Raw genomic sequence first — 15,646 nt, 5'->3', positions numbered from 1 at the left:
ATTTTTAATTTTTACAATTTATCTTATATCTTAAAACAATCTATCTAGTTAAATATAAATAACCCTTGCGCTCTTTAAAATCTCCTGAACTTGATTTATATTTTAAAATATAAAAGTATGTGCCTGTTGGTAATAATGATGATGGTGAAATTACTCCTCTTCCATTGGAAACACCTGTGAAATAATTTCCATTTTGCCCATATCCCGATACATTATAAACCTTAGATCCCCAACGATTGTAAATCTCTAAAATATTCTCCGGATACAACTCAATATTACGGATCACAAATACATCATTCTGGCCATCTCCATTTGGAGTCAATAAATTAAAAACCTCTAAATTATCCTCTGCCGAAGGTCTATAATTATTGAACTCTAAATAATCAAAAATACCATTACCATTTGAGCCAATTGGATTTTTTGGATCTAATCCAATCTCATCTCCATTACTCAAACCATCACCGTCACAGTCACTAAACAAAAATTCATCAGATAATGACTCTGTAATTCTAGATGGTACTGATGAACAAAAATCTAATGGATCTGTACCATCTGTTTTCTCATAACCATCTACAACTCCATCTCCATCACTATCTGAATTCAATGGATCAGTACCATCTATCAATTCTTCGGCATTGGTTACTCCGTCAATATCACAGTCTGCTGTGTCCCAAGCTATACTCGGTGGAAATGTTTGACTTGCCAATACAAAATCACAAGTATCTAACGGGTCTGTTCCATCTGTCTCTTCTATATCATCCGCAACACCGTCTCCGTCACTATCAATTCTAATAATCCTAAAAATAGCATCTGACTGAATATTTAAAGTATAATTATCTCCTGCACTTAAAGTCCCAGAGGATATTAAATACTCTCCTACAGCCTCACCTGATTCTCGTGATAACACCCCTGTAAATTCATCCGAACCAAAAAGTACAGGATCTGCTGTAAATACCAATACAGGATCTTGAGCACCATAATCTTTCTCTTGATCTGGTATTAAAATTTCTATAACCTTTGGTACAATCATAAACCTTACGGTTCTACTACCATCATAATTACCAAGCCCTGTAATCGTTACCATCGCTTGTCCTACATTGATATTATCACTATAACTTAATTTATAATCGATTCCTTCCTCTAATAGGTTTGAACCATCTTCCACAATAGGCTTAGGCCTTTGTAACGATCCATTGTATACAAGATCTGCTATAGGAGCTACTGTAATATCAGTTTCCGTAATTGACCTACTATTAATCGTAAAGGTTCCTGGAGTATATGTTATATCGTAATTTGTCGATGTTAGTCCTGAAGCTGTAATCGCATAAGTTGATACCGCCTCTCCAGATACTCTACTTATTAATAAGGTTCCTGTTAAGTCGTCCTTATCCTCGCCGTTCACAAATCCTGCATAACTTACTGTTAACTCAGGATCTGACTCTCCAAATACCTTACTCTTATCGTCTGCCGTAATGGTCAGTGGAGCTTGGGTAATGTTAAAGGTTACTACCTTGTTACCAGTGTAATTGCCATAGCTAACAATCGTCACTGTAGCTATACCAACATTGATATTATTACTGTAATCTAATCCATAATCCGTTCCCTGTACCAAAGTAGTTGCTCCATCCTTCACCGTTAACGGAGGAGTAATCCCTTGACCCGTGTAAACAAAGTCCTCAATAGGTGAAACAGTAATATCTGCATCAATAATCGACTTAGCAGTGATGGTAAACACTCCTGGCGCATAAGTAATCGCATAGTTAGTTGACGTTAAACCTGAGCCTGTGATCGCATAAGTGCCTGCTGCTTCTCCTGCAACTCGACTGATCGCTAAGGTGCCTGTGAGATCTTCATCATCCTCGCCATTCACAAAACCGGTATAACTTACCGTTAACTCAGGATCATCCTCTCCAAACTCCTTTGTCTTAGCATCTGCTGTAATAGTCAGTAGAGCTCGGGTAATGTTAAAGGTTACCGTTCTACTGCCCTCGTAGGCATTTATCCCTGTAATGGTAACCGTTGCTGTGCCTACGTTGATATTATCTTGATATGATAGCGTGTAATCCGTATCTTTAACAAGTATTATTTCTCCATCTTTAACCAACGGACTTGGAGTTTGAGCTAAACCTGTATACACTAAATCGGATATAGAAGCAACTCTAATATCTGTATCTGTTATAGACTTACTACCAATAGTAAACTCTCCTGTTTCGTAAGTAATCACATAATTGGTTGACGTTAATCCTGAAGCTGTGATAGTGTAAGTAGCTGGTGTCTCTCCAGTAGTTCTACTGATAGATAAAGTCCCCGATAGATCATTCTGATCCTCCCCATTCACAAATCCTGCATAACTTACCGTTAAGTCAGGATCTGACTCTCCAAATACCTTACTCTTATCTTCTGCCGTAATGGTCAGTGGCGCTGGGGTAATATTAAAGGTTACTCTTCTTGTCCCGTTGTAATTACCCTTACCTGTAATCGTAACTGTTGCTGTACCTACATTGGTATTTGCTGCATAGCTTAACTCATAATCTGTGTCTTCTACTAAGGTTGTAGCACCATCTTTCACCAACGGACTTGGAGTTTGAGCTAATCCTGTATACACTAAATCGGATATAGAAGCAACTCTAATATCTGTATCTGTTATAGACTTACTACCAATAGTAAACTCTCCTGTTTCGTAAGTAATCACATAATTGGTTGACGTTAATCCTGAAGCTGTGATAGTGTAAGTAGCTGGTGTCTCTCCAGAAGTTCTACTGATAGATAAAGTCCCCGATAGATCATTCTGATCCTCCCCATTCACAAAACCTACATAACTTACCGTTAAGTCAGGATCTGACTCTCCAAATACCTTACTCTTATCTTCTGCAGTAATGGTCAGTGGCGCTGGGGTAATATTAAAGGTTACTGTTCTTGTCCCGTTGTAATTACCCTTACCTGTAATCGTAACTGTTGCTGTACCTACATTGGTATATGCTGCATAGCTTAACTCATAATCTGTATCTTCTACTAAGGTTGTAGCACCATCTTTCACCAACGGACTTGGAGTTTGAGCTAATCCTGTATACACTAAGTCCGTTATCGGAGATACCATGAAAGCTGATTGAGTAATAAGTCTACTTGTAATGGTAAATGTTCCTGGAGTATAGGTTATATCGTAGTTTGTCGATGTTAATCCTGAAGCTGTAATCGCATAAGTTGATACCGCCTCTCCAGATACTCTATTTATTAATAAGGTTCCTGTTAAGTCGTCCTTATCTTCGCCGTTCACAAATCCTGCATAACTTACCGTTAAGTCAGGATCTGACTCTCCAAATACCTTACTCTTATCTTCTGCCGTAATGGTCAGTGGCGCTGGGGTAATATTAAAGGTTACTCTTCTTGTCCCGTTGTAATTACCCTTACCTGTAATCGTAACTGTTGCTGTACCTACATTGGTATTTGCTGCATAGCTTAACTCATAATCTGTGTCTTCTACTAAGGTTGTAGCACCATCTTTCACCAACGGACTTGGAGTTTGAGCTAATCCTGTATACACTAAATCGGATATAGAAGCAACTCTAATATCTGTATCTGTTATAGACTTACTACCAATAGTAAACTCTCCTGTTTCGTAAGTAATCACATAATTGGTTGACGTTAATCCTGAAGCTGTAATCGCATAAGTTGATACCGCCTCTCCAGATACTCTACTTATTAATAAGGTTCCTGTTAAGTCGTCCTTATCCTCGCCGTTCACAAATCCTGCATAACTTACTGTTAACTCAGGATCTGACTCTCCAAATACCTTACTCTTATCGTCTGCCGTAATGGTCAGTGGAGCTTGGGTAATGTTAAAGGTTACTACCTTGTTACCAGTGTAATTGCCATAGCTAACAATCGTCACTGTAGCTATACCAACATTGATATTATTACTGTAATCTAATCCATAATCCGTTCCCTGTACCAAAGTAGTTGCTCCATCCTTCACCGTTAACGGAGGAGTAATCCCTTGACCCGTGTAAACAAAGTCCTCAATAGGTGAAACAGTAATATCTGCATCAATAATCGACTTAGCAGTGATGGTAAACACTCCTGGCGCATAAGTAATCGCATAGTTAGTTGACGTTAAACCTGAGCCTGTGATCGCATAAGTGCCTGCTGCTTCTCCTGCAACTCGACTGATCGCTAAGGTGCCTGTGAGATCTTCATCATCCTCGCCATTCACAAAACCGGTATAACTTACCGTTAACTCAGGATCATCCTCTCCAAACTCCTTTGTCTTAGCATCTGCTGTAATAGTCAGTAGAGCTCGGGTAATGTTAAAGGTTACCGTTCTACTGCCCTCGTAGGCATTTATCCCTGTAATCGTAACTGTTGCTGTACCTACATTGGTATTTGCTGCATAGCTTAACTCATAATCTGTGTCTTCTACTAAGGTTGTAGCACCATCTTTCACCAACGGACTTGGAGTTTGAGCTAATCCTGTATACACTAAATCGGATATAGAAGCAACTCTAATATCTGTATCTGTTATAGACTTACTACCAATAGTAAACTCTCCTGTTTCGTAAGTAATCACATAATTGGTTGACGTTAATCCTGAAGCTGTGATAGTGTAAGTAGCTGGTGTCTCTCCAGAAGTTCTACTGATAGATAAAGTCCCCGATAGATCATTCTGATCCTCCCCATTCACAAAACCTGTATAACTTACCGTTAAGTCAGGATCTGACTCTCCAAATACCTTACTCTTATCTTCTGCCGTAATGGTCAGTGGCGCTGGGGTAATATTAAAGGTTACTGTTCTTGTCCCGTTGTAATTACCCTTACCTGTAATCGTAACTGTTGCTGTACCTACATTGGTATTTGCTGCATAGCTTAACTCATAATCTGTGTCTTCTACTAAGGTTGTAGCACCATCTTTCACCAACTGACTTGGAGTTTGAGCTAATCCTGTATACACTAAATCGGATATAGAAGCAACTCTAATATCTGTATCTGTTATAGACTTACTACCAATAGTAAACTCTCCTGTTTCGTAAGTAATCACATAATTGGTTGACGTTAATCCTGAAGCTGTGATAGTGTAAGTAGCTGGTGTCTCTCCAGAAGTTCTACTGATAGATAAAGTCCCCGATAGATCATTCTGATCCTCCCCATTCACAAAACCTGTATAACTTACCGTTAAGTCAGGATCTGACTCTCCAAATACCTTACTCTTATCTTCTGCCGTAATGGTCAGTGGCGCTGGGGTAATATTAAAGGTTACTGTTCTTGTCCCGTTGTAATTACCCTTACCTGTAATCGTAACTGTTGCTGTACCTACATTGGTATTTGCTGCATAGCTTAACTCATAATCTGTGTCTTCTACTAAGGTTGTAGCACCATCTTTCACCAACTGACTTGGAGTTTGAGCTAATCCTGTATACACTAAATCGGATATAGAAGCAACTCTAATATCTGTATCTGTTATAGACTTACTACCAATAGTAAACTCTCCTGTTTCGTAAGTAATCACATAATTGGTTGACGTTAATCCTGAAGCTGTGATAGTGTAAGTAGCTGGTGTCTCTCCAGAAGTTCTACTGATAGATAAAGTCCCCGATAGATCATTCTGATCCTCCCCATTCACAAAACCTGTATAACTTACCGTTAAGTCAGGATCTGACTCTCCAAATACCTTACTCTTATCTTCTGCCGTAATGGTCAGTGGCGCTGGGGTAATATTAAAGGTTACTGTTCTTGTCCCGTTGTAATTACCCTTACCTGTAATCGTAACTGTTGCTGTACCTACATTGGTATTTGCTGCATAGCTTAACTCATAATCTGTGTCTTCTACTAAGGTTGTAGCACCATCTTTCACCAACTGACTTGGAGTTTGAGCTAATCCTGTATACACTAAATCGGATATAGAAGCAACTCTAATATCTGTATCTGTTATAGACTTACTACCAATAGTAAACTCTCCTGTTTCGTAAGTAATCACATAATTGGTTGACGTTAATCCTGAAGCTGTGATAGTGTAAGTAGCTGGTGTCTCTCCAGAAGTTCTACTGATAGATAAAGTCCCCGATAGATCATTCTGATCCTCCCCATTCACAAAACCTGTATAACTTACCGTTAAGTCAGGATCTGACTCTCCAAATACCTTACTCTTATCTTCTGCCGTAATGGTCAGTGGCGCTGGGGTAATATTAAAGGTTACTGTTCTTGTCCCGTTGTAATTACCCTTACCTGTAATCGTAACTGTTGCTGTACCTACATTGGTATTTGCTGCATAGCTTAACTCATAATCTGTGTCTTCTACTAAGGTTGTAGCACCATCTTTCACCAACTGACTTGGAGTTTGAGCTAATCCTGTATACACTAAATCGGATATAGAAGCAACTCTAATATCTGTATCTGTTATAGACTTACTACCAATAGTAAACTCTCCTGGTGCATAAGTAAGCGCATAATTCGTTGACGTTAAACCTGAAGCTGTAATCGCATAAGTTGATACCGCCTCTCCAGATACTCTATTTATTAATAAGGTTCCTGTTAAGTCGTCCTTATCTTCGCCGTTCACAAATCCTGCATAACTTACCGTTAAGTCAGGATCTGACTCTCCAAATACCTTACTCTTATCTTCTGCCGTAATGGTCAGTGGCGCTGGGGTAATATTAAAGGTTACTCTTCTTGTCCCGTTGTAATTACCCTTACCTGTAATCGTAACTGTTGCTGTACCTACATTGGTATTTGCTGCATAGCTTAACTCATAATCTGTGTCTTCTACTAAGGTTGTAGCACCATCTTTCACCAACTGACTTGGAGTTTGAGCTAATCCTGTATACACTAAATCGGATATAGAAGCAACTCTAATATCTGTATCTGTTATAGACTTACTACCAATAGTAAACTCTCCTGTTTCGTAAGTAATCACATAATTGGTTGACGTTAATCCTGAAGCTGTGATAGTGTAAGTAGCTGGTGTCTCTCCAGTAGTTCTACTGATAGATAAAGTCCCCGATAGATCATTCTGATCCTCCCCATTCACAAATCCTGCATAACTTACCGTTAAGTCAGGATCTGACTCTCCAAATACCTTACTCTTATCTTCTGCCGTAATGGTCAGTGGCGCTGGGGTAATATTAAAGGTTACTCTTCTTGTCCCGTTGTAATTACCCTTACCTGTAATCGTAACTGTTGCTGTACCTACATTGGTATTTGCTGCATAGCTTAACTCATAATCTGTGTCTTCTACTAAGGTTGTAGCACCATCTTTCACCAACGGACTTGGAGTTTGAGCTAATCCTGTATACACTAAATCGGATATAGAAGCAACTCTAATATCTGTATCTGTTATAGACTTACTACCAATAGTAAACTCTCCTGTTTCGTAAGTAATCACATAATTGGTTGACGTTAATCCTGAAGCTGTGATAGTGTAAGTAGCTGGTGTCTCTCCAGAAGTTCTACTGATAGATAAAGTCCCCGATAGATCATTCTGATCCTCCCCATTCACAAAACCTGTATAACTTACCGTTAAGTCAGGATCTGACTCTCCAAATACCTTACTCTTATCTTCTGCCGTAATGGTCAGTGGCGCTGGGGTAATATTAAAGGTTACTGTTCTTGTCCCGTTGTAATTACCCTTACCTGTAATCGTAACTGTTGCTGTACCTACATTGGTATTTGCTGCATAGCTTAACTCATAATCTGTGTCTTCTACTAAGGTTGTAGCACCATCTTTCACCAACTGACTTGGAGTTTGAGCTAATCCTGTATACACTAAATCGGATATAGAAGCAACTCTAATATCTGTATCTGTTATAGACTTACTACCAATAGTAAACTCTCCTGGTGCATAAGTAAGCGCATAATTCGTTGACGTTAAACCTGAAGCTGTAATCGCATAAGTTGATACCGCCTCTCCAGATACTCTATTTATTAATAAGGTTCCTGTTAAGTCGTCCTTATCTTCGCCGTTCACAAATCCTGCATAACTTACCGTTAAGTCAGGATCTGACTCTCCAAATACCTTACTCTTATCTTCTGCCGTAATGGTCAGTGGCGCTGGGGTAATATTAAAGGTTACTCTTCTTGTCCCGTTGTAATTACCCTTACCTGTAATCGTAACTGTTGCTGTACCTACATTGGTATTTGCTGCATAGCTTAACTCATAATCTGTGTCTTCTACTAAGGTTGTAGCACCATCTTTCACCAACGGACTTGGAGTTTGAGCTAAACCTGTATACACTAAATCGGATATAGAAGCAACTCTAATATCTGTATCTGTTATAGACTTACTACCAATAGTAAACTCTCCTGTTTCGTAAGTAATCACATAATTGGTTGACGTTAATCCTGAAGCTGTGATAGTGTAAGTAGCTGGTGTCTCTCCAGTAGTTCTACTGATAGATAAAGTCCCCGATAGATCATTCTGATCCTCCCCATTCACAAATCCTGCATAACTTACCGTTAAGTCAGGATCTGACTCTCCAAATACCTTACTCTTATCTTCTGCCGTAATGGTCAGTGGCGCTGGGGTAATATTAAAGGTTACTCTTCTTGTCCCGTTGTAATTACCCTTACCTGTAATCGTAACTGTTGCTGTACCTACATTGGTATTTGCTGCATAGCTTAACTCATAATCTGTGTCTTCTACTAAGGTTGTAGCACCATCTTTCACCAACGGACTTGGAGTTTGAGCTAATCCTGTATACACTAAATCGGATATAGAAGCAACTCTAATATCTGTATCTGTTATAGACTTACTACCAATAGTAAACTCTCCTGTTTCGTAAGTAATCACATAATTGGTTGACGTTAATCCTGAAGCTGTGATAGTGTAAGTAGCTGGTGTCTCTCCAGAAGTTCTACTGATAGATAAAGTCCCCGATAGATCATTCTGATCCTCCCCATTCACAAAACCTGTATAACTTACCGTTAAGTCAGGATCTGACTCTCCAAATACCTTACTCTTATCTTCTGCAGTAATGGTCAGTGGCGCTGGGGTAATATTAAAGGTTACTGTTCTTGTCCCGTTGTAATTACCCTTACCTGTAATCGTAACTGTTGCTGTACCTACATTGGTATATGCTGCATAGCTTAACTCATAATCTGTGTCTTCTACTAAGGTTGTAGCACCATCTTTCACCAACGGACTTGGAGTTTGAGCTAATCCTGTATACACTAAGTCCGTTATCGGAGATACCATGAAAGCTGATTGAGTAATAAGTCTACTTGTAATGGTAAATGTTCCTGGAGTATAGGTTATATCGTAGTTTGTCGATGTTAATCCTGAAGCTGTAATAGCATAAGTTGATACCGCCTCTCCAGATACTCTACTTATTAATAAAGTACCCGATAGATCATCCTTATCCTCACCATTTACAAAACCAGCATAACTTACCGTTAACTCAGGATCTACCTCTCCAAATACCTTACTCTTATCTTCTGCTGTAATGGTCAGTGGTGCTGGAGTGATTGCAAAAGTTACATCTTTTGTTCCATTATAATTACCCTTACCTGTAACCGTAACTGTTACTGTACCTACATTGGTATTATCTTGATAAGATACCGTGTAATCCGTGTCTTCTACAAGAACCGTAGTGCCATCCTTAACCTCTGGGCTTGGAGTTTGACCTAAGCCTGTATACACTAAGTCCGTTATCGGAGATACCGTAATAGCTGATTGAGTAATAAGTCTACTTGTAATGGTAAATACACCTGGAGTATACGTTATATCATAGTTTGTCGATGTTAATCCTGAAGCTGTAATAGCATAAGTTGATACCGCCTCTCCAGATACTCTGCTTATTGATAAAGTACCCGATAGATCATCCTTATCCTCACCATTTACAAAACCAGCATAACTTACCGTTAACTCAGGATCTACCTCTCCAAATACCTTACTCTTATCTTCTGCTGTAATAGTCAGTGGTGCTGGAGTGATTGCAAAAGTTACATCTTTTGTTCCATTATAATTACCCTTACCTGTAACCGTAACTGTTACTGTACCTACATTGGTATTATCTTGATAAGATACCGTGTAATCCGTGTCTTCTACAAGAACCGTAGTGCCATCCTTAACCTCTGGGCTTGGAGTTTGACCTAAGCCTGTATACACTAAGTCCGTTATCGGAGATACCGTAATAGCTGATTGAGTAATAAGTCTACTTGTAATGGTAAATACACCTGGAGTATACGTTATATCATAGTTTGTCGATGTTAATCCTGAAGCTGTAATAGCATAAGTTGATACCGCCTCTCCAGATACTCTGCTTATTGATAAAGTACCCGATAGATCATCCTTATCCTCACCATTTACAAAACCAGCATAACTTACCGTTAACTCAGGATCTACCTCTCCAAATACCTTACTCTTATCTTCTGCTGTAATAGTCAGTGGTGCTGGAGTGATTGCAAAAGTTACATCTTTTGTTCCATTATAATTACCCTTACCTGTAACCGTAACTGTTACTGTACCTACATTGGTATTATCTTGATAAGATACCGTGTAATCCGTGTCTTCTACAAGAACCGTAGTGCCATCCTTAACCTCTGGGCTTGGAGTTTGACCTAAGCCTGTATACACTAAGTCCGTTATCGGAGATACCGTAATAGCTGATTGAGTAATAAGTCTACTTGTAATGGTAAATACACCTGGAGTATACGTTATATCATAGTTTGTCGATGTTAATCCTGAAGCTGTAATAGCATAAGTTGATACCGCCTCTCCAGATACTCTGCTTATTGATAAAGTACCCGATAGATCATCCTTATCCTCACCATTTACAAAACCAGCATAACTTACCGTTAACTCAGGATCTACCTCTCCAAATACCTTACTCTTATCTTCTGCTGTAATGGTCAGTGGCGCTGGAGTGATTGCAAAAGTTACATCTTTTGTTCCATTATAATTACCCTTACCTGCAACCGTAACTGTTGCTGTACCTACATTGGTATTATCTTGATAAGACAGCGTATAATCCGTATCTTCTACAAGAACCGTAGTGCCATCCTTAACCTCTGGGCTTGGAGTTTGACCTAAGCCTGTATACACTAAGTCCGTTATCGGAGATACCGTAATAGCTGATTGAGTAATAAGTCTACTTGTAATGGTAAATACACCTGGAGTATACGTTATATCATAGTTTGTCGATGTTAATCCTGAAGCTGTAATAGCATAAGTTGATACCGCCTCTCCAGATACTCTGCTTATTGATAAAGTACCCGATAGATCATCCTTATCCTCACCATTTACAAAACCAGCATAACTTACCGTTAACTCAGGATCTACCTCTCCAAATACCTTACTCTTATCTTCTGCTGTAATGGTCAGTGGCGCTGGAGTGATTGCAAAAGTTACATCTTTTGTTCCATTATAATTACCCTTACCTGTAACCGTAACTGTTACTGTACCTACATTGGTATTATCTTGATAAGACAGCGTATAATCCGTATCTTCTACAAGAACCGTAGTGCCATCCTTAACCTCTGGGCTTGGAGTTTGACCTAAGCCTGTATACACTAAGTCCGTTATCGGAGATACCGTAATAGCTGATTGAGTAATAAATCTACTTGTAATGGTAAATGTACCTGGAGTATACGTTATATCATAGTTTGTCGATGTTAATCCTGAAGCTGTAATAGCATAAGTTGATACCGCCTCTCCAGATACTCTACTTATTAATAAAGTACCCGATAGATCATCCTTATCCTCACCATTTACAAAACCAGCATAACTTACCGTTAACTCAGGATCTACCTCTCCAAATACCTTACTCTTATCTTCTGCTGTAATGGTCAGTGGCGCTGGAGTGATTGCAAAAGTTACATCTTTTGTTCCATTATAATTACCCTTACCTGTAACCGTAACTGTTGCTGTTCCTACATTGATGTTATTCGTATAGCTTAGGGTATAATCTGTATCTTCTACCAATGTTGTGGCTCCATTTTTTACCACTACCGTAGGCTCTATAGCACTACCTGTATAGGTTTGATCTGCTATAGCCTCTACGGTCAGAGTAGCTATATCTATTGTATTATCTACCCTAAACAGTCCATACTTCCCTGTCGCTGACAATGCCGGATCAACTGTACTTAAATCTGTAGACGCATCAACACTTGTACGTGTATTGCTCTCTCCACCTACCTCTGTCTGAACTCCCGTACTCTCTGATTCCTTACCTGAGTACAATAAGGCTCTTGCGCCTGATTCAACGGTTATCGAACCATTATCGGTTATTTTGATATTGCCGTCGCCTGCATTTTCAGCTTCCTCATCCTTATCGGCATATAGTTTCACCGCATCGCCTGTGGCAAGGGTAGAAACAATCGGCTGAGTCACTTCCAGATCTCCGGAAAGCGTAGCGATTTCAATAAGACCCGAAGAATAAATACCATCTGGATTAACCGAACCAATTTCCAATCCGCCGCTGGCATCCACATAATTTAAACCACCCAGTTTGGTCGTATTATCACCACCAGCTATCGTAGCTACATTATTGCTCGTGTTGTTTAACGTTACATTACCGTCTAAAAGCGCTAAACTTTCAGCAATTATATATCCGTTTACTCCATCTGTTACATTGCCTGAACCCGATAGTTTAACTGTATTATTTCCGACGTTTACCGCACCGCTTACTAAAATATTATTCCCATATACTGTTAACGGACCATCAATAGCAACCGCACCAATTGTAACATCTTGATTATTTGTAGCTTTACCTATTGTTAAACCAGTAACATCAGAAGAATAATCTAAAGTACTTGTATCAAATGCAGAGGTAAATGAATTGCCTAAAGATTCGACAGTTATAGCTCCCGATGTACTAAAATGTAATATTCCATTTGAACTGATTTTATCCGATGTAAATGTGATGTCGCTTGATGAACTACTTACCCCTTTATCAGCATTTTTACCTAAATAAATATCGGTGAATTGATTTTGTAAGGTAATCCCACCAAGCCCTGTATTTAAATTAATATCACCAACATCTGCTAATAAATACAGATAACCAGAACTCGTCGTACTATAACCTAAATTAAGTCCAACATTAGAAACATTCGATAAAGCATTATAAGTTATGCCTCCACCATTGGAGGCCAAAACAATTACATCACCCTCTACCCAAGCACCATAATTTTGTGTTCCCGTGCCAGAGCCTAGATTAAAAGTAATGGCGTCAGCATCACTATTTGTTGATGTGATATTTGTTATTGATGGAGTAACACTATTATGAACCCCAAAAAGTGATGCGTAATTATCATTTGCGTCAGCATTTATTGAAATTTTTCCAGTACCTGAATTAATAGTATTGATGCCATATGTTACAAGCCCATCATAATTTCCAACTGATTTTCCATACATAACAATATGCCCTCCTGAAGTACTAATTGTAGTTCCATCTAAGAAAATACCAGCACCTCTCCAAGATGCATCCGTATTAGTATTTGGTCTATCTAAATCATTCAAACTAGTTCCGGCAACAGCATAACCATCCCCTACTGTTAGACCATTCCATTGTGAAGCAGATTCAGTACCTCCACCAATCCATAAATGCCCACTATTTGTCGTAATTGATGAGCCTTTTCTTGTTACTACTGAACCCGATGTTGTTTCATTATCAGTGTTTGACCAAAGAATTACATTTCCACCGTTAGTAGTAAGTGACTTAGATTCAGCAAGTACTATATCTGACGATGCTTTTAGCAATATATCTCCCGCTGCACCGCCACCGGTGGTATTGAGGTTATTGTTGATGTTAATATCGCCGCCATAAATAGAAATGGGTCCAGTAATGGCTGTTGAAGAACCAATCGTAACATTAGCTGTATTGCTTGGCTTACCGATAGTCAGTCCTGTCAGTGCAGACCCAAGCGTAAGACTACTGTTGCTAAATGCACTGCTAAACGAGTTAGAATTTGTTAGTGGCTCAATGGTCAGCGCACCTTGGCCACTGATACTGCCAGAGCTGAATGAATAAGAGTTAGCCTTGAGTTCAATGGCGCCATCTGAAACTACAGCTCCATTTAAAACTAAGCCTGCATCGTCTGAATCACCTGTTATATTTACTGTTCCTGCATTTATGGTTAGTCCAGTATTTATGATTATTCCATGGTTAGTGTTATTTATAACAGTAGTCACACCATTTAGAGTGAGGTCGCCAGTGGTTGAGATCGAGCTAGAATTAGTTGCACCAAATGTCATAAGGTCAATACCAAAAGAATTTGCCCCACCGCTATTGGCATAGCCTGTGAAACTTATGCTCCCTGCACCGGCATTAACCGTATAGCCTGGATAAAATCCTATGCCGTGAGCATTTTCAGAAGCAGTAAAGTTTGCATCAATTCCACCAATAAGGGTAATATTTCCCCCACCAGAAAGTATTTCTACACCAGAGCCTGCTGCATTTCCAAATAATATACCATAGGCTCCACCCGAATGAGATTTACCAGCTGTTGGATCATCAGGAAATCCGTCACTATTTGTATCGGCACCACCACCAATATGAATATCCCCCCCTCCAGTGCTAGCTGCACCTTGTCGTGTGTCTAAGGTTACATTCTGACCTGTTAATACATATCCACCATCAGAGTTATCACTATTTGACCATAAAATGAGATCACCACCATTGGTTTCAATGCTCGTGTTATCTTGAATTTGAATATTACCTTTAGACTTGAGAGTGATATCATTTGAGCCAGTAATTCTAATATCTGATTCTACTGAAATGTCACCATCACAGACTATAGCTAAATCAGATGAATTTGCAAATGCCTCAATTTCTGAGGCATTAATTTTAGCATCACCAGACAAAGGAATAATTGTTGATCCTGTTTTTTGCCAATCCACGTTTTCGGTGCCGCCACCAGAACTGACAATAGATAAATTTCCATTAGGAACTGTGAAATTATCGTAAATAACATCGTCTTGTGAATAATTATAAAATCCAAATTTACCTTCAGGAAAGGAATCAAAGAATGAAACAGCAGTTGCTTCTATATCAAAAACTTTGGTGAAAACGCCGTCGCCAAAATCAAAATAAATTTTGACGTTAGATTCTGTATAAACTGTTTTGAATTTATAAGTGAAATTATCTACCCAACCACCTGAAGAATTTACCCCAGAAAAGCTCGCTGAAGGTTCGTATACGGCAATATTACCCCAGGTACTATTTGCAGTTTGTGTTTCCCAAAAGATAGTATTTTCATTTTGGGTGGTATCAAAGTATGATAATCGAATTTCTGCATTTGCTGTGCCCTCAGGGCTAACTGTTTGATTTCCTTGCTTCCAATCTATAAGTAAAAACTTATTTTCAGTACCAGAGTCATCAACTGCAGATTCAAACCCTAATACAAAGCCTGCAAAATCATCATCACCAGTGGTTGCTACCTTGAAACGCCCTTCAACTGACTTATTTATATAATTATCATTAGAAACATAAAAAGTTGGACTTCCATTTATTTTTTGAGTTAGCTTTTCATTAGCGGAATCATACTCCCAATCTCCATTTGCTGATGCTCCTCTTTTTACCCAATTTGAAAATGAGACTTGAGTTTGAGCATAAAGATCATTTACATTTACGAGTGAAATAAACACAACTATAGCTACTTTGAATCTTTTGTAAAAATATTTCGACTTGAATAAATTCATTTTTTTGTGGTTTTGTTTTTT

Annotated in this window: 1 protein-coding gene; it reads right to left on the bottom strand. The window is 38.9% G+C overall.

Annotation, left to right across the window (positions count from 1 at the left end; genetic code table 11):
* Nucleotides 1-40: 40 nt before the first annotated feature.
* Nucleotides 41-15,625: an MBG domain-containing protein gene (locus WG950_RS11955; protein ID WP_340932648.1), complete on the bottom strand. Its 15,585-nt coding sequence runs from the start codon at nucleotides 15,623-15,625 to the stop codon at nucleotides 41-43.
* Nucleotides 15,626-15,646 lie beyond the last annotated feature (21 nt).

Source organism: Polaribacter marinaquae (assembly GCF_038019025.1).
Taxonomy (GTDB): domain Bacteria; phylum Bacteroidota; class Bacteroidia; order Flavobacteriales; family Flavobacteriaceae; genus Polaribacter; species Polaribacter marinaquae.
This window is presented reverse-complemented; position numbering and strand designations above follow the sequence as displayed.

What these genes read in the sequence shown, in the direction of transcription:
- WG950_RS11955 (WP_340932648.1), bottom strand. Translation starts at nt 15,625, where the DNA reads ATGAATTTATTCAAGTCGAAATATTTTTACAAAAGATTCAAAGTAGCT.